The sequence below is a fragment of the Bacteroidota bacterium genome (assembly GCA_017303905.1).
Lineage (GTDB): Bacteria > Bacteroidota > Bacteroidia > B-17B0 > Aurantibacillaceae > JAHEYG01.
Genome location: JAFLBH010000005.1, coordinates 254310 through 274533, shown reverse-complemented (window position 1 = coordinate 274533; position 20224 = coordinate 254310). Strand labels below are relative to the sequence as shown.

20 protein-coding genes are annotated in these 20224 nt (G+C 36.1%); 14 read left to right on the top strand and 6 right to left on the bottom strand.

Annotated features, from left to right (window positions below; all coding sequences use genetic code 11):
• The 3 genes from J0L69_16575 to J0L69_16565 all read left to right on the top strand — a co-directional run bounded on the left by J0L69_16575 (position 1) and on the right by J0L69_16565 (position 3644).
• Positions 1-915 (top strand): type IX secretion system membrane protein PorP/SprF, encoded by a 915-nt coding sequence (locus J0L69_16575; GenBank protein MBN8694811.1) that lies wholly within the window; start codon positions 1-3, stop codon positions 913-915.
• 113 nt (positions 916-1028) lie between these two features.
• Positions 1029-2627 (top strand): Ig-like domain-containing protein, encoded by a 1599-nt coding sequence (locus tag J0L69_16570; GenBank protein ID MBN8694810.1) that lies wholly within the window; start codon positions 1029-1031, stop codon positions 2625-2627.
• 483 nt (positions 2628-3110) lie between these two features.
• A complete protein-coding gene (locus J0L69_16565) occupies positions 3111-3644 on the top strand; it encodes a hypothetical protein (GenBank protein ID MBN8694809.1) in 534 nt (177 codons plus the stop codon).
• A 46-nt stretch (positions 3645-3690) separates the two neighbouring features.
• On the opposite strand, the gene gldC is transcribed toward J0L69_16565, so the two are convergent.
• Complete coding sequence (gene gldC / locus J0L69_16560) at positions 3691-4014, bottom strand: gliding motility protein GldC (GenBank protein MBN8694808.1); 324 nt, start codon at positions 4012-4014, stop codon at positions 3691-3693.
• A 10-nt stretch (positions 4015-4024) separates the two neighbouring features.
• The gene (locus J0L69_16555; GenBank protein MBN8694807.1) at positions 4025-5035 is read right to left on the bottom strand and encodes a hypothetical protein; all 1011 of its coding nucleotides are present in this window, start codon (positions 5033-5035) and stop codon (positions 4025-4027) included.
• Positions 5036-5080: 45 nt separating this feature from the next.
• Here J0L69_16555 and J0L69_16550 point away from each other — a divergent pair, with 45 nt between their 5' ends.
• The 3 genes from J0L69_16550 (at position 5081) to J0L69_16540 (ending at position 7098) form a co-directional block, all read left to right on the top strand.
• Positions 5081-5947, top strand: a complete 867-nt coding sequence (locus J0L69_16550) for an outer membrane beta-barrel protein (protein ID MBN8694806.1) — start codon at positions 5081-5083, stop codon at positions 5945-5947.
• A gap of 63 nt (positions 5948-6010) precedes the next feature.
• On the top strand, positions 6011-6790 hold the full coding sequence (nadE, locus tag J0L69_16545) for an NAD(+) synthase (protein ID MBN8694805.1): 780 nt from the start codon (positions 6011-6013) through the stop codon (positions 6788-6790).
• 2 nt (positions 6791-6792) lie between these two features.
• Positions 6793-7098 carry a YbaB/EbfC family nucleoid-associated protein gene (locus J0L69_16540; protein MBN8694804.1) on the top strand — a complete coding sequence of 102 codons (306 nt, stop codon included), beginning with the start codon at positions 6793-6795 and terminating at the stop codon, positions 7096-7098.
• On the opposite strand, the gene J0L69_16535 is transcribed toward J0L69_16540, so the two are convergent.
• Entirely contained in the window at positions 7099-7614 is a 516-nt protein-coding gene (locus tag J0L69_16535; protein MBN8694803.1) for a GNAT family N-acetyltransferase, read from the bottom strand.
• Between the two features lie 10 nt (positions 7615-7624).
• The gene (locus J0L69_16530) at positions 7625-8785 is read right to left on the bottom strand and encodes a SpoIIE family protein phosphatase (protein ID MBN8694802.1); all 1161 of its coding nucleotides are present in this window, start codon (positions 8783-8785) and stop codon (positions 7625-7627) included.
• Between the two features lie 196 nt (positions 8786-8981).
• Between J0L69_16530 and J0L69_16525 the strand changes: the two genes are divergently transcribed.
• Positions 8982-9347 (top strand): group III truncated hemoglobin, encoded by a 366-nt coding sequence (locus J0L69_16525; GenBank protein MBN8694801.1) that lies wholly within the window; start codon positions 8982-8984, stop codon positions 9345-9347.
• On the opposite strand, the gene folE is transcribed toward J0L69_16525, so the two are convergent.
• Positions 9348-9974 carry a GTP cyclohydrolase I FolE gene (folE, locus tag J0L69_16520; protein MBN8694800.1) on the bottom strand — a complete coding sequence of 209 codons (627 nt, stop codon included), beginning with the start codon at positions 9972-9974 and terminating at the stop codon, positions 9348-9350. It lies immediately after the preceding gene.
• Positions 9974-10390, bottom strand: coding sequence for a 6-carboxytetrahydropterin synthase (locus tag J0L69_16515; protein ID MBN8694799.1), 417 nt, complete (start codon positions 10388-10390; stop codon positions 9974-9976). Before J0L69_16515 ends, folE begins: the two co-directional genes overlap by 1 nt.
• A gap of 35 nt (positions 10391-10425) precedes the next feature.
• Between J0L69_16515 and mqnB the strand changes: the two genes are divergently transcribed.
• From mqnB to J0L69_16480, 7 genes are all read left to right on the top strand, one after another.
• Positions 10426-11079, top strand: coding sequence for a futalosine hydrolase (gene mqnB / locus J0L69_16510; protein MBN8694798.1), 654 nt, complete (start codon positions 10426-10428; stop codon positions 11077-11079).
• 1 nt (position 11080) lies between these two features.
• Positions 11081-11953 (top strand): 1,4-dihydroxy-6-naphthoate synthase, encoded by an 873-nt coding sequence (locus J0L69_16505; protein MBN8694797.1) that lies wholly within the window; start codon positions 11081-11083, stop codon positions 11951-11953.
• 2 nt (positions 11954-11955) lie between these two features.
• Positions 11956-12522 (top strand): aminoacyl-tRNA hydrolase, encoded by a 567-nt coding sequence (locus tag J0L69_16500; GenBank protein MBN8694796.1) that lies wholly within the window; start codon positions 11956-11958, stop codon positions 12520-12522.
• A 33-nt stretch (positions 12523-12555) separates the two neighbouring features.
• A complete protein-coding gene (locus tag J0L69_16495; protein MBN8694795.1) occupies positions 12556-13629 on the top strand; it encodes an alpha/beta hydrolase in 1074 nt (357 codons plus the stop codon).
• Positions 13630-13665: 36 nt separating this feature from the next.
• Positions 13666-17511 carry a 1-acyl-sn-glycerol-3-phosphate acyltransferase gene (locus tag J0L69_16490; GenBank protein ID MBN8694794.1) on the top strand — a complete coding sequence of 1282 codons (3846 nt, stop codon included), beginning with the start codon at positions 13666-13668 and terminating at the stop codon, positions 17509-17511.
• Between the two features lie 81 nt (positions 17512-17592).
• Complete coding sequence (locus tag J0L69_16485; protein MBN8694793.1) at positions 17593-18684, top strand: M42 family metallopeptidase; 1092 nt, start codon at positions 17593-17595, stop codon at positions 18682-18684.
• 7 nt (positions 18685-18691) lie between these two features.
• A complete protein-coding gene (locus J0L69_16480; protein ID MBN8694792.1) occupies positions 18692-20224 on the top strand; it encodes a GH3 auxin-responsive promoter family protein in 1533 nt (510 codons plus the stop codon).

The window sequence follows — 20224 nt, the reverse complement described above, 5'->3', positions numbered from 1 at the left end:
ATGAAAAGATTTATTTACATACTATTCGGAATACTGTTATTGGCAAGCGCCAATGCGCAGCAATTACCGCAATACACGCAATACATGTTAAATGAATTTGCGATTAATCCTGCAGTAGCCGGGAAAGAAGAATTTGCAGATGTTCGTTCTAATAACCGTTACCAGTGGGTAGGTATTACCGATGCGCCACGCACCTACATGTTAACTGTTCATGGTCCGATGAAATTAAAGAACATGGGATTGGGAATGAATTTATTTACGGATATCGTTGGTCCTACCCGTCGTGTGGGTTTAAATTTTTCTTACGCTTACCATATTAAATTGAATGAGGAAACAAAAGTATCTTTAGGATTAAGTGCAGGTGTTTTGCAGTGGGGAATCGACGGACATAAATTGCAATTACATGATGCAGGCGATGAGAATTTATTAACCCAATATCAAACTACTTATGTGCCTGATTTTGGTGCCGGGGTTTTAGTGTATTCAAAAAAGTATTACATCGGAATCGCTGTTCCGCAGATGTATCAAAGTAAAATTAATTTATATCCCGGTGTAGAAAGCAAATCAAAATTGGTGACTCATTTTAATGTAAATGGTGCCTATAAGTTTAATTTAGATGATGATTTTATAATCGAACCATCCTTTATTTTAAAATATGCTACACCGGCGCCAATGAAACTGGATGTTGGAGTGCGAGGTATTTACAGAGAGCAAGTTTGGTTAGGAGCAGCATACCGACATAATGATGCTGTTACTGCACTTGTCGGATATTTATACAAGAACTACTTAATGATTGGTTATTCTTACGATTTTTCAACTACAAATATCCGTCGTTACAGTTCAGGAACACATGAAGTAATGCTTGGATTGAGATTCTCGCGTCAGCACAATCGTGCCTGGGTTGCCGATAAATAATAGAGCTTCTTTTGTTTTTTTAATAATTGTAATTCGCAGGATTGATTAATTTTATGCGAGTTTATTGTCTGGTAAAGTTTAAGCACATAATTGTATTATTTCTGGCCCTTTTAATGTGGCGTTGCGCTCAAGTAGCACCGTTAACAGGAGGTCAGCGAGATAGCCAAGCACCGAAACTGCTTAATGCCATTCCTCAAAACATCAGTTTAAACTTTAAGGCGAAGTTTATTGAGTTAACCTTTGATGAATATATTCAAGTAAAGGATATCGCCAATCAATTAGTTATTACCCCGCAATTAAAAAATCAGCCGGAAGTAGAAGCAAAGGGAAAGAAGGTAATAATAAACTTAAGTTATACAGAGTTATTGCCGAATACAACTTACCGCTTCTTTTTTGGAAATTCAATTCAGGATATGCATGAAGGAAACACGCTTTCCAATTTTGAATATGTGTTTTCAACAGGAGATAAAATCGACTCCCTTATTATCGAGGGAAAGGTTAATAATGCGTTTAATTTAAAAGCAGAATCGGATATCACTGTTGGATTATATAATAGTAGCGAAAGTGACAGTGTTGTGTGGAAACAAAATCCACTTTATTTTACAAAGACCAACGCAAACGGGATTTTTAGTATAAATTATTTGCCTACTGGCGATTTTAAAGCCTTTGCGTTCTCTGACAAGAACAAGAACCTTAAGTATGATGGCGGGGAAGAGATGATAGGTTTTTTAAACAATACGATTAACACAAATGTGGATTCAAATCTGATCTTTACTTTATTTAAAGAAAAACCGATAAAGTTCTTCGTGAAAAAGGCTTTTTCTCTTTATTATGGAATGGCCAAAGTGATTTATAATGCGGAGCAGGATAATAATGTTAAAGCCTTCCAAGAATCACAAGATAAGTTATTATGCACAGAAGGCGGCACTAACGATACGTGTTTAGTGTATTATCATGATATATTTGATACGTTAAAGCTTGTGGTTAAACATGCCAATAAATCTTTAATCGATACAATTTCTATCAATCTTCTTTCAAAGGAGAAGTTAGAGAGATTAAAGCAAGAGCGAAAACTTTTATTGGATATTGAGCTCAAGCCATTGGTAAATGGTGTAATGCCGTATTACGAAACTGCTGCACTAAAATTTAATGCGGCTATGGATTTTACCAGTATCGACATGACCAAGGTTAGTTTAACCAGAAAACAAGATACCATCCTTACTAAACTGTCTCCTCAATTTAAGGCAGAGGGTTGTGATAGATTATTACTCTTAGAAAAATTATCGGAAGATGCAGTTTATGATCTGGTAATAAAGTCAGGCGCCATTAAAACTAAATTTGGCTTACCAAACGATTCGGTTAAAATCAGCTTTAGAACTAGTTTGCCGGATGATTATGCTTCATTACAACTTAAATTGTTATTTCCTGATAAGAGTGATTACATTATTCAATTAATGAATGATAAACAGGAAATAGCTCGAGAATTGTACTGTGAACAAAGTATTTCTTCAAGCGCAGAACAAACTTTTTCGTTTAAAAATTTGTTGCCGGGTAATTATTATGTGAAGTTAATACGTGATGAAAACAAAAATAAAATGTGGGATACAGGTCATTTATTACAAAAAACACAACCTGAAACAGTTTATTTAAACGCCATTCCAATAAAATTATTAGCAAATTGGGATTCGGAATCGGAGTGGAAAGTGAAATAAAAAGCTTACAAAACTGAAAATTATTTACGCAGAAAAAAATATGACATCCTCTGAAACACCAGTAAAATCAATGCTTGCAGAGGATCAACAAAAAAATATTTTTTATTTCTTCATTGGAGAAAATATTTTAGCGGAACACACGATTTACGTAATTAACAATATCAACATTTTGATGTTGAAAAAATAATGGGTTAATATTTAGTAGAGAACGATTTATTTTATTACTTCGTATTAACAAAAACTCAAAAACAAGAAACCATGGCAAAAAAAGCAACAAAGAAAAAAGCTGCTCCAAAGAAAAAAGTAGCTAAGAAAAAAGCCGCTCCAAAGAAAAAAGCAGCTAAGAAAAAAGCTTCTAAGAAGAAGTAATAAAAAGCCCCGCTCAGCGGGGTTTTTTTATGTCCATACTTTTCTATTTGCCCTATTGTTGCAATTAATTCCTGAATTAATTTATCTTTACACAAATTAAAAACAAACACATCAATGAAAAAGCTATTATCAATTATTTCTGCTATCGCGATCATTGCTTCGGTTCAAAGCTGCGGCGATAAAAAAGAAGAACCTGCCGCTGTAGTGGCTCCTGCAGGTATGATTACTCTTGATTTAAGTAAATACGGTAAGCCGTTTACTATTTTCGTTCCGGATACAACTAACTCTAAAATGGAGATTATGGAACAAACCTGGGGAGCACTTGAAATTAAAATCGGTAAGGATTTTCAGTTATCGATTACAGAAGATCCGGGTGATATGGAATTACGTAAAACAGATATCCAAGGTGATGAGGTGAATAAGTTCAAATCATTCGTTGTGGATGAGCCAACCACAATTATGTGGGAAAGCGAAATTACCAAACCTGAATTCCATTTTTATTCAATTCAGAAATTAGGTAATTCAACCTATGTGTACGAAGATATTAAGAGCACAGAAGGTGAGCCATTATCGAAAGAAGCAGTTCAAAAGATGGTTGACGCTGCAAAAAGCATGAAAGAGGTAGTTAAAAAAGCACCAGAAGCTTAATCGAAATATTAAATAACAAAAAAGCCGCAGTTTACTGCGGCTTTTTTTATTGTATAATGCCTAATTTCCGGCCCACATCGCTTATTAATGCCTTTACTTCGTCAGCGGTAGCCGTGTCGCTGGTGGCTCTTGTATAAGTATCAGTCAGTGTCATGATGTTTTGTATAAAGAATTTCTTCATTTCATCAACACTCATGTCTTTGGTCCATAAATCAATTCGAAGCGTATTGTTTTCTTTAGCGTCCCACAATGCAATCATGGCGCTTTTACATTCGCTGGTTTCTCCTGCGTCTTTGGCTTCCCACTTTATATCAATCGGTAAATAATTCTCATCTACCGTCACTTTAAAATTAATCTCGCTTGTTTTCATGTTTTATGTATTAAGGCCTGTATTTGCTTTTATTTAATATTTTTTGAGCGTCTTTCTCATTCAATAAATCCTCTAAACTTACTGTTTCATTATTATCCATATAACTTCGTACAATTTGCCATCCAATCCACATAGCAACCCTTGGAGGACAATCTTTACTAATTGCGCCGGTAAACGGACCATCACTTGTAAACTCAGTTATGGTTTTAAGATTGTTTTCATATAACCTGTTTTCTTGAGCTAAAAATCCCCAAACATTCTTCTCATACTTCTCACAATAGTTCATTTGGGCAGTAGAATAATTCACTTTTAAACTATCATGCATATCAGGTAAAAGCGCATCCATTGTATAAAAAAGCTTTCCGTAAAATATCATGTGATGCAATAAGGTATTAGTTGGCTCCGAATTGTCGAATTCGGTAATTAACCAGCCTCTTACTAAATTCGGAAGCATATTTTCTTTGGTCATCGACCTCACCTGATATTGTGGCCACTGCAGCATCTTATAATATTTGTTATTATTACCTAAATACATCTCCAAGCTAATGCCTAAAGTAGAATCCGGATATACAATGTTATAATTATAACCGCTGAAATAAGCTACATGCTTCAATGGAAGTTTGCGTTTCGGGAAAAAGTACTTGAATCTTTTTTCGCAAAATGTTAATTCTTCAGCAAGTTTACTAATGTCTTCATCTTTTATGTTTTTTTGAACTTCTTCATAGCTTCCACGCATATCTTTATCCGTTACAAAATGCAATAGATAATTCGTATCGGCTTTGTTGGCATTTATTATAGTATAAACAAACTGACGATAAAAGGTGCCGTACTTATCAATAAGTTCTTTCTCTTTTGTTAAATGGTTTTGAGGTGTAATGGAAAACAAATCCCTGTCAAGTCTTTCAAATTTAACAGGCGCTATTTCAATACCTGAAATATCCGCTTCTAAGCGATTGTTTTTACATCCTATAAATAACGTAATAACAAAGCTTGCTATGGATAACTTAATAAGGTTCTTCATTAAAAAAGTTTATCTTTGTAAAGATAATTTTTAAATATAAAGAAAATGAAAAAGATTTTTTCACTTGCTGTAGCCTCATTGTTAATTACAAATGTAATCTTAGCAGATGATGACGCGGATAAAAAATTCCGATTTGGCTTAAAAGTTACCCCAACTCCAACCTGGTTAAGAAGCCAGGACAAAAAGGTAGTTGAAAGTACCGGCATCAAATTTGGTTTTGGCTTTGGTTTACAATTAGAATTTCGTCTTAATTCTACAGCTCATTTCGTAACCGGTATTGGTGGCGATTTTTTAGGAGGAAAACAAACGTTTAAAAATGGACAAGGATATGTTTTAACTAAAGATAATGCGTACGTAAATTCTACAGATCAAGCGATTATTTGGGAAAGAACGCCTTTAGATATGAACACAGACGCTGGCACGGAAAGAAAATTCTACGAAATAAAAAGCCGCGATGTAAAAATGACTTATGTAACGCTTCCTGTATTATTAAAATTAATGACTAAGGATATTGGAGGGTTTAAGTACTTTGGTATGTTTGGCGGGAATATTGCTATTCAAACTAAATACAGAGCTACAGATGAGATTGTAGAACTCCAATATAACTCTACCAGCAATCATTTCGAAACTGCCGGAACAAGTACCATTACCGATATGCGTCCGAAAGGAGATTTAATTCCGTTTAATGTGGCTTTAAATGTTGGTTTAGGATTTGAATATAATCTTTCCGGTTCAACCTCAATTTTTGTAGGGGTTAACTATATCCGTGGCTTTATTAATCAGTATCAATCGAATTCCGATATTATGGTTGAGAAATTAAAGGATAACTTAAATAATTCAATTAGACCTGCAACAGCTAAACAAAGTGGTTTTAGTGATGGCGTTCAGCTTAACATTGGCTTCTTATTCTAATAATTATCATCTCATTTAAATCCCGGAAATTCTCCGGGATTTTTTATTTTTATACCATCCATTATGAAAAACAAAGAAGTTATAAAATACATTACGGAATGGCTTAAAGGTTATTGTGAAACATCAAAAACCCAAGGGTTTGTGATTGGTATAAGTGGCGGTATAGATAGCGCTGTTACTTCAACACTTTGCGCTCTTACCGGTAAGAAGGTTATCGCGCTGAATATGCCAATTCGCCAGCATAAATCGGAATTCGACAGAAGTACAGAACACATGAATTGGTTGAAGCAAAATTTTAAGAACGTAGAGTCGGATACAGTTGAACTTACTGCTCCTTTCGAAAGTATTGAGAAGGCACTGCCTGCGAGCATCCAGGATTTTTTAACCATGGCTAATGTTCGTTCGCGCTTACGCATGATCACTTTATATTCGTTCGCTTCTCACCATAAACTTTTAGTGGCAGGTACCGGAAATAAAGTCGAAGATTTCGGAATAGGCTTTTTTACCAAATACGGAGATGGTGGTGTTGATTTAAGTCCGATTGCCGACCTTACTAAAACAGAGGTGTATGAATTGGCTAAGGAATTAAATGTTATCGATAGTATTCAGAATGCAAGACCAACCGATGGTTTATTTGCGGATGGAAGAACTGATGAAGATCAAATTGGCGCAACGTATCCTGAATTGGAGTGGGCGATGGCTTACATTGAAAATATGGAAAACTATGCGCTTAATGATCGCCAAAGGGAAGTAATGAAAATATACACAACACGTAATAAAGCAAACCGACATAAAATGGATCCAATCCCGGTTTGTTTAATACCTCACGATTTAAAAAAATAATTATGTTCGGAAAATTTGGAGACATGATGGGCAAGCTTCAGGAAATGAAGCAAAAAGCCGATGAAATGAAAAGAAAGCTGGATGATACAATCATTTCAACAGAAGGTGCCGGTGGCGATATTAAAATTGAGATTACCGGAAACCGCGAAATAAAGTCATTAAGCATTGCTTCTTCTTTGCAACATGGCGATAAAACTGAATTGGAAGAGCAGTTATTGGTAACACTCAATAAAGCGATTTCAAAAGCCAATTCAATTAATGAGGAAGAAATGAAGAAGGCAGCTTCGGGATTATTACCGGGATTGTAATTAAAATTCTAAATACATCCAATAATTCGGATTACTGTGGGTGTCACTGATTTTAAAATAAGTTTCACCCACAATTTTAAACCCTTGTTTTTCATAAAAACGTAAAGCTCGCGGATTACCCGTCCAAACATAGAGCCAAATACCTTTTTGCTGATGTTGCTTCGCAATTTCTACGTTTAGGTCAAACAACACTTGTCCGATTTTTTTATCGAAATATTCTTCCAGTACGTATAACCTGTCCATTTTACACACCTTTTGCTCCGCGATATTCGGATTCGGACAATTTAAAGTAATCTTCGAATAAGCCGCAGGTTGTTGATTGTAATAAGCAATTTGAAAGATGGAATTGTCATCTGCCAGCTCTGATTCTAATTGAGGAATATTAAATTTTGACTGTACATAATTGCGTATGTCTGTTTCGGATGCACTCTTTCCATGCGATTCAATAAAGCTTCGCGCGCCAATATCGGTAATTAGAGCTGCATCATTTATGTTTCCCGTTTTAAATTCCAACATTTATTAAATATCATAATTTTATTCCAATCATCAATACATCATCTGTTTGTTCTTCTTGCTGTTTCCAGTTATTGAAAGAGTATTCTAAAAACGCCTCTTGTTCTTCTATCGGCATTTCAAAAGCAGTTTTTAGCAATTCCTTAAAATTAACTCTGTTCATTTTTTTGCCTCGCAAACCGCCAAACTGATCGGCAAAGCCATCACTGCCCAAGTATATACAAGTACCTTTGTCGTAATGGATGATCGCTTTTTCAAAGTTCTTCTTCACTTCGGGATAAAATCCAAGCGGATAGCGACTGCCTCTTATTTCACTGACACCTGAACTGTCGGAAATGAAAAGTGGGCGTAATGCACCCGAAAACTGAAGTTCATTTCTTGATTTATCAATTCTGATTAACGCTACATCCATACCATCATTAAAAGATTCGGTTTGATTTTTATGGATGGCCTTTTCTAACTCCTCATCTAAAGCGTAAAGAATTTTATCGGTTTCCATTTCCTTCCTGTTAAGAAAAACTTCTTTAAATATCGAGTTAGCTACCATGCTCATCATCGCGCCGGGCACACCATGTCCGGTGCAGTCTACTGCAGCCACATATTTATAATTTTCGTTTTCATAAAACCAATAAAAATCACCGCTCACGATGTCTTTTGGTTTGTATAACAAAAATGATTCTTCAAGAATACTTTTTACAGATTCTTTACTTTGAAGTATAGATTCCTGAATGCGTTTTGCGTAACGTATGCTGTCGGTTATATCTTTATTTTGTTCCGATAAACGTTTGTTGCTTTCTATTAATCGCTTTTCATTCAGTTTTTTTTCGGTGATATCATAACCAATTCCAACTAACTGCTCCTCGTTTAATACAGAAACATTCCAGTTAATCCATTTTTGTCCGCCTTGCGATGTTTTAAGTAAGTGCTCAAAAGTTTGCACACCACTATTACGATTCTTGAAAATGGATTGTAGTTTTCTTTTCACTTCAATACCTTCAGGTTTCGAAAAGCGGGTGGCAATCCACCAATTGTTACCTAATAAATCATCGGGTTCGTAGCCCAAAAGCTGGCGAGCCGATTTACTTACATAATCCACACTCCCGTCGTTATTCAAAACAACTATGAGAGTATTTAATTTATCCAGGATTTGCTCCTGTATGTCAAGCGCTACCATGTGAATGGATTTTTTTGGGTTTGTAAAATGATTAAAAGAAAAAGGACAATAGATTAACACACACAGAACGCCATAATGGAATAATTCGGCGTAATGCTATTAATGAGAATAATATTTGTGTTAAATGTCATTTTGATGGCACAAATGTAGAGGCTTTTTTGATGATTGCAAAAAAATAAGTGAAATTTGAAGCCGAATGAGCAAGCATGATATTAGAAATAAAGAGGATATTGAGTTAATGATGCGGACTTTTTACGGATCATTACTTACCAACGAAACCATAAATCCTGTATTTGCGCATACTGATTTTGAAGCGCATATGCCTCAAATGATTGCGTTTTGGAGTTTTGTTTTATTGGATGAGGAAGGATATAAAACCAATGTGTTCGAAAAGCATCTTCATCTCGATATCAAGCAAGAGCATTTCGCCATCTGGCTACATCATTTCATGAAAACTGTAGACGATTTATTTGAAGGTGAGAAAGCCGATTTAGCCAAACAGCGCGCGCAAACCATTGCTTACACCTTTGAAATGAAATTAAAGCAGATGGGTAGAATCTGATTAGTGTAATACCGAACCAATTAAACTGATAAATTCTTTACGCGTGGTATCCTTTAAAAACTCACCCGTAAAAGCAGAAGTGGTGGTAACACTGTTTTGTTTTTGTACACCGCGCATTTGCATGCACAAGTGACTGCACTCCATTACTACGGCTACACCCAAAGGTTTTAAAGTATCCTGAATGCAATCGCGAATTTCGTTAGTTAAGCGTTCTTGTACCTGTAAACGACGCGCAAAAGCATCAACTACTCGCGGCAATTTACTTAACCCAACAATATGTCCGTTTGGTATATAGGCAATATGTACTTTACCGAAGAAGGGTAACAAATGATGCTCACATAAACTATACACTTCAATATCTTTTACAATCACCATCTGACTGTAATCTTCTTTAAACATGGCTGAGCGTAAAATCTCTGCAGGATTTAAATCATAACCATGGGTTAAATATTGCATGGCCTTCGCCGCGCGAACCGGTGTTTTTAATAAACCTTCACGTGTAGAATCTTCGCCTACATCACTGAGTATGTTTTTATACATATCGGAAATGGAATCAATCAGTTTATCGTTATACTGATCTACCTTTTTATATCCGGTTGCGTCTAATTCAAATTCTTCGTTAAGCATTATTTACCTCCAAAATATTCTACGTAATTGTTTTCTGTTTCGCGTAATTTCACACAATGTAACTCGGCGCCCATTAGCGCTATTTTAGGTTTTAAAATATCCCAAATAAAAATAGCCAAATTTTCGGTAGAAGGTAATGTATTTAACAATCCTTCCACGTCCATATTTAAATTTTTGTGATCTAATAATTCCGTAATATCTACTTTTATTAAATCACCTAAATCTTTCAAATTAACAACAAAGCCGGTCTCTTTGTTCACTTCACCTTTAATGGTGACTTCTAATTCATAATTATGACCGTGCCAGTTTTTATTGGCGCATTTACCAAATACTTCATAATTCTGAGCTTCGGTCCAGTTCGAATTGTATAGTTTATGAGCCGCGTTGAAGTGCTCCTTGCGGGTAATGTAAATCATGCTGCAAATTTACGTATTATACTTAACTTTACCGTATGCCAAAAATTCTCATAGTTGCCGCTACCAAAGCAGAGGTGGAACCTATCCTAAACTATTATAACATAAATGTTGTAGGCGAGGGTTTGTTTATGGCTGAGAGCGGAGATGATATTTCAGCTTTAATAACCGGAGTGGGGATGGTAAATACTGCATTTTATATGGGAAGGTATTCTCATAATGCTTTTGATTATGTCATTAATTTGGGAATTGCCGGTGCATTTAACCGAAGTATTAAGCTGGGTGAAGTTGTAAATGTAACAGCAGATACATTATCTGAAATGGGTGCCGAAGACGGAGATGATTTCATTAAATACCCGGATTTAAATTTAGGCGGAACAAACTCGTATATAAATGAGTCGAATCTTAACAACACACATTTATCACGATTAAGAATAGTAAAATCCATTACAGTGAATAAGGTGCATGGTAATGACGTGAGTATCGCGAATGCCGTAACATTATTTAACCCCGATATAGAAAGCATGGAAGGCGCGGCCTTTATGAAGGCAGCTTCTCGCTTATCAGCTGATTTCATTCAATTGCGCGCTATTTCTAATTATGTGGAAAAAAGAGATAAGAGTAAATGGGATATTCCTACAGCGATTAAGAACCTCAATACGGTGGCCTTAGAATTCATTCAAAGTTTGTAACATGAAATTAAGTTTAGGTTTTTCTCCCTGTCCAAATGATTGTTTCATTTTTGATGCCATGGTGCATCATAAAATCGATACGGAAGGTTTGGATTTTGAGGTAGTAATGGAGGATGTGGAAGCCTTAAACCAACGCGCCTTAAAAGGCGAATTGGATATTACGAAACTCAGCTTTCACGCTTATTTATACGCTATGCAAAATTATATTTTGCTTCGTAGCGGAAGTGCCTTGGGGTTTAATTGCGGACCATTATTAGTTGGTAGTTCGGAGTTGGTAGTTCGTAGATTGAGAGACCAGCTTAACAATAACACAGAATTCCCAACTCCCAATACAGAATTGTCTATCGCGATTCCGGGCAAAAACACAACCGCAAATTTTTTATTGTCTTTGGCTTTACCTCAGGCAAAAAACAAAGTTGAGTTATTGTTTAGCAATATTGAACAAGCGGTTTTGGATGGAAAAGTTGATGCCGGATTAATTATTCATGAAAGTCGATTTACTTACGAGCAAAAAGGTTTGAAGAAGATAATGGATTTAGGCGAATTTTGGGATGGATTAATTCATGCACCGATTCCTTTGGGAGGAATTGTTGCAAAAAGAAAATTTGATAAAGAGCTTCTTCAAAAAATAAACCGTTGCATTCAAAAAAGCGTTTTGTATGCGTTTGCCAACACACAAGATGTAATGCCTTATGTGCGTTGTCATGCTCAGGAAATGAGTGAGGAGGTCATGAAAAAGCATATCGATTTATATGTTAACGAATTTTCAATAGATTTGGGGAACAAAGGAATGGAAGCGATTGGCTTGATGATAAACAAAGCAAAAGAAAAAAAACTGATTACTTCAATTACAGAACCTATAATGATTGATTAAACATGTCGAAATTTTTAATAGTTGGATTAGGAAATATTGGTGAGGATTATGAGCACACCCGTCATAATATTGGTTTTGATGTGGTAGAGTTCATGGCAAATGAAGCGGGCGTGAAATTTGTCAACGACCGCCATGCTTATGTAGCTGAAATGAAATTTAAAGGGAAAACTTTGGTGCTAATTAAACCAACTACCTATATGAATTTAAGTGGTAAGGCGGTTAATTATTGGTTGCAAGCCGAAAAAATTCCGGTAGAGAATATGATGGTGATTGTGGATGAGCTGGCACTTCCGTTCGGTAAAATCCGTATCGGACCAAAAGGAAGTGACGGAGGCCATAACGGATTAAAAAACATTCAGGAAACTTTAAATACTTCCAGCTATCCGCGTTTACGATTTGGAATTGGTAACGAATTCGGAAAAGGTTATCAGGTTAATTATGTGTTGGGAAAGTGGAACGATGAGGAGAAGAAAACGTTGAGCGAGCGAATTAAAATTGCCTCAGATGCAATTAAAGCCTTTGCTTTTGCCGGACTTCAACGCTGCATGAATGATTATAATACCAAATAGTGAACATAATTTTATTTGAACTGTTAAACCCTCGTGAAACCTTTTAAAGTAATTTTATTCTTAGTTTTCTTAACGAAAGCACTGTGCTCACAACACAATGCCTACTTCTTTAAAAGCGATTGGGAAAACGTAAAGCTCGAAAAGGAATATATCCCCACAAAGGATGATACCTGCATTACTTTCGCGTCTGTTCGAACATGTTCCGAGAGCGAAAAAAATTTCATGGGTTATGATTGCGATAAGAATGTAAATATTAAATATTTCAATATTTATTTTAACGGTGATAAATGGAGAGCAGTACCAAAGAAAAGTCTTCAGGAGTGTTTAAATGGTGAAGATAGTTTGCATGCGGTAACCTTTGTTGAAGGATTTGGAAGAACCTTTCTTACGGCTTTAGATAGAGCTACATTATTTAGCCGGCAATACGGATATCATATCATTATGTTCGATTGGCCAACCTATCGTCCCGCCATGAAAAGCGGTAAAAATTATAAACTCACATTAAAGGAAAGTGAAACGTTAGCCCCTTATTTCTCACAATTTCTGAGTGAATTAAGCACTTTGAAGAATAATCAGCCGCAAACTTTTAAAACCTTATCCTTACTCATGCACAGTATGGGAAATCTCTTAATGATGCATGCGGTTAAAGGCAATCAGATTACGGTAAAAGACACCTTGTTTAATAGCATCATCATGAATTCTTCCTGTGTTCCACAAAAGAAGCATCGTGTATGGGTAGAGAAAATCAACATACAGCAACATTTATATATTACACGCAATAACCGCGATCGTACCTTAAATGGAGCAAAAATTATTTCCGGCTTTAAACGTCAGTTAGGAGAACGGCCTCGTAAACCTTACGCTAAAAACGCACTTTATTTAAACTTTAGCAGGGTTTTAGATCGGGAACATAATTACTTTTTGTACCCTTCAGTATTAAAACGAAAGCCATATATTAAGGAGCTTTATCGTGTATTACTCATTGGTAAGGAGCCTGATTTTAATGACGAGAACCGTTATATCAAAAAGCCGAAACGGCATGCCATTGATTTGTTTGATTTGGAAGAGGCTCAGAAGGGCGGAATCAGTCTTGGTGTTGGTATGTAATTTTCTCTAATAGGCCATAATTGTTATTTTTGCACAATGCAGAATTGGCCCTATCTGGTTTATCTTTTTTTTACCAAACGTAAGTTGTTTTTTACGCTTTTGGTTTTGGCTGTCTGTGGTGTACTTGGTTTTTATGCTTCCAAAATTAGGTTAGAAGAGGATATCACGCGCTTCGTCCCCAAAGATAAAAACACCGCTAACATCAATTCGATTCTCAGTAATTTAAAATCAAAGGATAAATTAGTTCTGCATTTTTATTCGGATTCAGGTGATAAAATTGATAAAATCATTGAATCTGCCGATGCGGTTTACGATTCTATTCTTAATCAATTACCGGATACTGCGTATGCAGGCATTACCTATAAGGTTTCTGATAACACCATGCAGGGTGTTTATGATATTTTCTATCGCAACTTGCCTTTTTATTTGAACGAAAGCGATTATGAGAGGTTAAGCGGACTAATCAGCAAAGACAGTGTTGATTACACACTAAAACGTGATTATGAAGCTTTATTAAGTCCCAGTGGCATTGTTCTTTCTAAGTATATTCGTCGCGACCCCTTAAACATTGTTCCGCTTGCCTTAAAAAAAATCAACAACATTCAGCTGGATGAAAATTTTGAAACGCATGATGGCGCCATCGTAACAAAAGACCATAAGCATTTGCTAATGTTTGTAACACCGGCTTATGCTGCAACAGAAACAGCGAAGAACAAGCCGTTAATAGATACAGTAAAATCTTTAGCAAAAAGATATAGCAATGCAGAAATAAAAGTAGAGCCATTTGGAGCCTGTATGGTTTCATTAGGAAATGCCGAGCAATTGAGAAAGGATACAATTCTCACAACGACGATTACGGTTATTTTGATTTCCCTGCTTATAGGTTTGTACTTTAAAAATCCTTTTCCAATTGTATTTATTTTTTTACCGGTTGGGTTTGGCATGGCGTTTTCATTGGCCATGTTGTTTTTATTTAAAGGCGTTGTATCAGCCATTGCAGTAGCAGCAGGCGCGGCGGTACTAGGAATTGCCATCAATTACAGCTTACACTTCTTTACACATTACAAACACGTTCGAGACGTGAAGGAAGTAATTGCTGATTTAACTGTTCCAATGCTCATCGGGTGTACAACAACAGTTGGTGCATTTTTTAGTTTAGTTTTTACCAAGAGTGAAGCTTTACATGATTTCGGACAATTCGCAGGCTTTTGTTTAATCGGAGCCCTGCTATTTTCGGTTTTGGTATTACCACATTTATTGAAATTGTCGTTTAAAAAGGAAAAGGAGGAAGAGGTTCATCACGATTCCTGGTTAGATAAATTAGTGAGTTATCGTCCAGATAAAAATAAATTGGTTGCATTGGCCGCGCTCATTATCACGATAACACTCAGTTTCTTCGCTTCCAATGTTGGTTTCGAGAGTGACATGAACAAGATGAGTTACATGGATGAGGAAACGCGGTTAGCAGAGAAACATTTAGATGAGATTAACAATTTCGCTGCCCGTTCGGTGTATATTTTTGCAAGCGGCAATACCTTGCAGAAGGCTGTAAGTTTGAACGATAAAATTTACACGCAGTTAGATTCTTTAAAGCAGAATAATGAGATTAAACGGGTAAGTTCGATCGCTTCTGTATTTCCTTCTCAAAAAACGCAGAAAGAGAGATTAAATAAATGGAATGCTTTTTTTACCAATGAAACAAAGGATAGCTTAAAGCAACACATTATTACATACGGAGCAAATTACAAATTTAAACCCGAGGCATTTCAGTCGTTTTACGATTTAATGCAGTCTGATTTTAAGGAAATCCCGCAAGAAGATTTGGATTCCATTAAAAAGAATCTCTTGTCAGAATATGTTTCCATTGTAAAAGGCAAGCCAACCGTGTTGACGCACGTAAAGGTAGATGCGGAGAAAAAAGAAAAGTTGTACGAATTATTTAAGGATAATGAAAACATTATTGTATTCGATCGTCAACACCTTACTTCGCAATTTGTAGATGTTATCAGTTCTGATTTTTCAACCATACTTTGGATTACTTCCATTTTGGTATTTGGTTTTATGCTTTTATCACACGGACGATTAGAATTAGCGATTATCAATTTTATGCCAATGTTTATTTCGTGGCTGTGGATTTTAGGTTTAATGGGGATTTTGGGAATTAAATTCAATGTCATCAATATTATTATATCCACTTTTATTTTTGGTTTGGGCGACGATTATTCCATTTTTATTATGGATGGTTTGCTCACCGAATATAAATACGGAAAGAAAAACTTAAGCAGTTACAAAACCTCCATTTTACTTTCTGCCTTAACAACAGTGATTGGAATTGGTGTAATGATTTTCGCGAAACATCCGGCTTTGCAATCCATTGCGCTCATCACCATACTAGGAATGATTTGCGTTGTTTTGGTATCCTTCGTTATACAACCTTTTCTTTTTAATTGGTTAGTGTTGAACAGACGTTACAGAGGCTTACAGCCATATACATTAAAGTACTTACTCATTACGTTTTTCGGTTTTATAATGTTTACTGTTTTCTCATCTATATTAACCTTATTAGGATTATTAATCATTACCATTTATCCGGCAGGGAAGAAAAAGCGCAAGCTCGCATTTCATTATGTGATTGCCTATACATTCAGAGCCGTTCTGGGTATTTTCTTTAATGTAAAAAAGAAGATTATCAATGAAAACAAAGAAGATTTTTCTAAGCCGGCGTTAATTATTGCCAATCATCAATCGCATATTGATTTAGCATTAACGCTGCAGTTGCATCCTAAAATTATTGCTTTTACAAACGATTGGGTTTATAATTCTCCATTTTACGGATGGATTGTAAAGATGGCAGATTATTATCCGGCTTCCGCTGGCTATGAAAATAGTTTGGAGAAATTAGAATCGATGGTGAAAGACGGTTATTCTATTTTAATTTTCCCTGAAGGAACAAGAAGTATTGATGGAGAAATTCATCGTTTTCACAAAGGCGCATTTTTACTCGCGGAAAAATTACAATTAGATATTTTGCCGGTGTTGTTACATGGTGCCGGTGATGCTGTCACCAAGAAAGATTTTCATTTTAAAGATGGGGCTTTAACAGTGAAGTATCTGCCTCGCATAACGCCAGACAATAAAACATTCGGCAATACTTATCAGGAAAGAACGAAAGGTATCTGTAATTACATGCGTGTTGAATATGATAAGATGCGGGAAACGTGTGAGCCGGTGGAATATTTCCGCTCACGATTAATTAATAATTATATTTATAAGGGTCCGGTTCTCGAATGGTATTGCCGTATTAAAACTGCCCTGGAAGGAAATTATAAATTGTTCGAGAGCCTAATGCCAAAGCAAGGAAAAATTATTGATGTTGGTTGTGGCTATGGATTTTTGCCATACATGCTGATGTATAAGAGTAAGCACCGCGAAATTTTGGGATTGGATTACGACGAAGATAAAATTGCAGTGGCGGCTAATTGCGTACATAAAACCGAAAAAGTAAATTTTGAAACAGCTGATGTAACAGTCTTTGAATTTCCAAAGGCAGACGGAATTATCATCAGTGATGTGTTACATTATTTAAATCCGGAACACCAGGTGTCTGTCGTAAATAAATTAGCCGGAAGCTTAAATAAAAATGGTGTGTTGGTAATTCGCGATGCAGATGCTGATTTAAAATCTAGGCAGGCCGGAACATGGTATACCGAATTTATCAGTACAAAAGTGGCAGGCTTCAACAAAACAAAAGAGGAAGGATTACATTTTGTGAGTGGAAAATTAATTAAAGATACCATTGCTAAATTTCCGGATTTGAGTCTGGAAGTAATTGATAACACCAAGCTTACTTCCAATATAACCTATGTGATTCGTAAGGCCTAAATGGCTTTAATTTTTTAATATTTTTTGCTTTTAAATGCCGATTAATTTGCCTTAATTTAGGAGTTGTAATTAATTAAAATTATGGCTAAGCAAAAATCAATTCTGAACGATAAATCCTTAAAGTTTTTACGTGAATATTTAAATAATCCATCACCAACCGGTTTCGAGTCGGGCGGACAAAAAATCTGGTTAAATTATTTAAAGCCTTATATCGATGATTATTTCGTTGATACCTATGGCACTGTTGTAGGTGTCATCAATCCGAAAGCGCCTTACAAAGTAGTGATTGAAGCGCATGCAGACGAAATCAGTTGGTTTGTGCATTATATCACTAAAGACGGATTTATTTATTTACGTCGTAATGGCGGAAGCGACCATCAAATCGCACCTTCCAAGCGAGTAAATATTCATACAGACAAAGGCATTGTAAAAGGAATATTTGGTTGGCCGGCTATTCACGTGCGTGATGCAGCAAAAGAAGAAACGCCAACTTTAAAGAATATATTTTTAGATATCGGTTGTAAGTCAGACAAAGAAGTAGAGGCTTTAGGCGTGCATGTTGGATGTGTTATAACTTACGAAGATGAGTTTATGGAGTTAAACGATCGTTATTATGTAGGTCGTGCTTTGGATAATCGCATCGGTGGTTTTATGATTGCCGAAGTGGCCCGTTTGCTTAAGGAGAAAAAAGATAAGTTACCATTCGGATTATATATTGTTAACTCTGTTCAGGAAGAGGTTGGATTAAACGGTGCTCAAATGATTGCCCGTAAAATTAATCCGAATGTGGCTATTGTAACAGATGTGTGTCATTGTACGCAAACACCAATGATGAACAAAATTACAAGTGGCGATCAGGCTTGCGGCAAGGGTCCTGTGTTGAGTTACGCGCCGGCTGTGCAGAATAATTTATTGAAATTAGTCATCGATACTGCTAAGAAAAATAAAATTGAATTTCAACGTCAGGCAGCTTCGCGCGCAACAGGAACAGACACCGACGCATTTGCTTATAGCACCGATGGTATTGCATCAGTGTTGATTTCTCTACCGTTGCGTTACATGCATACCACAGTTGAAAGTGTACATAAACAAGACGTAGAAGACGTGATCAAACTCATGTATCACTCTTTAAAATCAATTAAGAACAATCACGATTTTCGTTACATTAAATAATTTGTAAATGGCCGCTATTTTAGGTTCTATAATTAAACGCACCATTGATATTCGCGGAAAAATTCCGCACTGGAAAAATCCGTACAAACTTCAGGTGAAGCAATTACGTAAATTGTTAACCAAAGCTCAGAACACGGCATTTGGACAGCACTATAAATTCGACCGTATTTTATTGGAAGACGATATTATCAAAGCTTACCAAAAAAACGTAAAGATTTATGATTACAGCAGTATTTACAAAGAATGGTGGCACCGTAGTTTGAAAGGTGAAGCTTATGTGTGTTGGCCCGAGCAAATAAAATATTTCGCTTTAAGTTCAGGTACTTCAGAAGCTTCGAGCAAATACATTCCTGTAACAAAGGATATGTTGAAGAATTTTAAGAAGGGAAGTATTCGTCAGATGTTAGCGATGGCGCATTATGATTTGCCTAAGGAACATTTCCAAAAAGGTTTTTTAGCGATAGGAGGAAGTACTGCTCTTGATTTTAATGGAACATACTACGAAGGCGATTTGAGTGGAATTACAGCGGCTAATATTCCAACCTGGTTCCAGCATTTTTATAAACCTGGTAAGCAAATTTCTAAATACAAAGATTGGGATACCAAACTTTCTGAAATTGTAAAAGCAGCTAAAGATTGGGATATCGGAATTATTGTTGGCGTACCGGCATGGGTTCAAATCTTGATGGAAAAAATCATAGAACATTACAAGGTCAAAACTATTCATGATATCTGGCCCAATCTCCGAATTTATGTTCACGCAGGTGTGTCCATTGCGCCTTACATGAAGAGTATTAGTAAGCTAACCAGATTCCCTTTAATTTTTTCGGATACATATTTAGCATCCGAAGGATTAATTGCTTTTCAGGAAAGACCTAATGTAGAGCAAGGAATGCGCATGTTATTGGATGCAGGATTGTTTTACGAATTCGTTCCTTTTAATGAAAGTAATTTCGATGGAGATGGAAACATTAGACCGGAAGCACAAGCTTTGTGTATAAAGGAAGTTGAGGAGGGAAAAGAATACGCCTTGTTATTGTCCAGTTGTTCCGGTGCTTGGCGTTATTTAATCGGCGATGTTGTTAAGTTCACAAGTTTGGAACACAGTGAAATTGTTATTACGGGTCGTACTAAGCATTTTTTAAGTTTATGCGGCGAACACTTATCCGTTGAGAATATGAGTAAGGCCATTAGTTTTACAGCGGAGCAAATGGGCATAGAGATTAATGAATTTGCCGTTGCCGGAATTCCGCACGGTAATTTGTTTGCACACCATTGGTATATTGGTTCTAACGTAAAAGTGAGTGCAGATGCTTTACGTGAAAAAATCGACGAGCATTTGAAAGTCATTAATGATGATTATAGAGTTGAGCGCAGTTCAGCTTTGAAGGAAGTTATCGTAACTGTTCTGCCTGACGATGCCTTTATTGATTTTTTAGCAAGCAAAGGAAAATTGGGATCGGCTCATAAATTCCCTCGTGTGATGAAGGGTAAACAATTAGAAGAATGGCAGGAATTCATTAAAAAATATCAGGCGTAA

Bases quoted from the DNA above. Each gene is read 5' to 3' on its own strand.
- J0L69_16575 (MBN8694811.1), top strand. From the start codon at position 1: ATGAAAAGATTTATTTACATACTATTCGGAATACTGTTATTGGCAAGC.
- J0L69_16570 (MBN8694810.1), top strand. From the start codon at position 1,029: ATGTGGCGTTGCGCTCAAGTAGCACCGTTAACAGGAGGTCAGCGAGAT.
- J0L69_16565 (MBN8694809.1), top strand. From the start codon at position 3,111: ATGAAAAAGCTATTATCAATTATTTCTGCTATCGCGATCATTGCTTCG.
- gldC (MBN8694808.1), bottom strand. From the start codon at position 4,014: ATGAAAACAAGCGAGATTAATTTTAAAGTGACGGTAGATGAGAATTAT.
- J0L69_16555 (MBN8694807.1), bottom strand. From the start codon at position 5,035: ATGAAGAACCTTATTAAGTTATCCATAGCAAGCTTTGTTATTACGTTA.
- J0L69_16550 (MBN8694806.1), top strand. From the start codon at position 5,081: ATGAAAAAGATTTTTTCACTTGCTGTAGCCTCATTGTTAATTACAAAT.
- nadE (MBN8694805.1), top strand. From the start codon at position 6,011: ATGAAAAACAAAGAAGTTATAAAATACATTACGGAATGGCTTAAAGGT.
- J0L69_16540 (MBN8694804.1), top strand. From the start codon at position 6,793: ATGTTCGGAAAATTTGGAGACATGATGGGCAAGCTTCAGGAAATGAAG.
- J0L69_16535 (MBN8694803.1), bottom strand. From the start codon at position 7,614: ATGTTGGAATTTAAAACGGGAAACATAAATGATGCAGCTCTAATTACC.
- J0L69_16530 (MBN8694802.1), bottom strand. From the start codon at position 8,785: ATGGTAGCGCTTGACATACAGGAGCAAATCCTGGATAAATTAAATACT.
- J0L69_16525 (MBN8694801.1), top strand. From the start codon at position 8,982: ATGAGCAAGCATGATATTAGAAATAAAGAGGATATTGAGTTAATGATG.
- folE (MBN8694800.1), bottom strand. From the start codon at position 9,974: ATGCTTAACGAAGAATTTGAATTAGACGCAACCGGATATAAAAAGGTA.
- J0L69_16515 (MBN8694799.1), bottom strand. From the start codon at position 10,390: ATGATTTACATTACCCGCAAGGAGCACTTCAACGCGGCTCATAAACTA.
- mqnB (MBN8694798.1), top strand. From the start codon at position 10,426: ATGCCAAAAATTCTCATAGTTGCCGCTACCAAAGCAGAGGTGGAACCT.
- J0L69_16505 (MBN8694797.1), top strand. From the start codon at position 11,081: ATGAAATTAAGTTTAGGTTTTTCTCCCTGTCCAAATGATTGTTTCATT.
- J0L69_16500 (MBN8694796.1), top strand. From the start codon at position 11,956: ATGTCGAAATTTTTAATAGTTGGATTAGGAAATATTGGTGAGGATTAT.
- J0L69_16490 (MBN8694794.1), top strand. From the start codon at position 13,666: ATGCAGAATTGGCCCTATCTGGTTTATCTTTTTTTTACCAAACGTAAG.
- J0L69_16485 (MBN8694793.1), top strand. From the start codon at position 17,593: ATGGCTAAGCAAAAATCAATTCTGAACGATAAATCCTTAAAGTTTTTA.
- J0L69_16480 (MBN8694792.1), top strand. From the start codon at position 18,692: ATGGCCGCTATTTTAGGTTCTATAATTAAACGCACCATTGATATTCGC.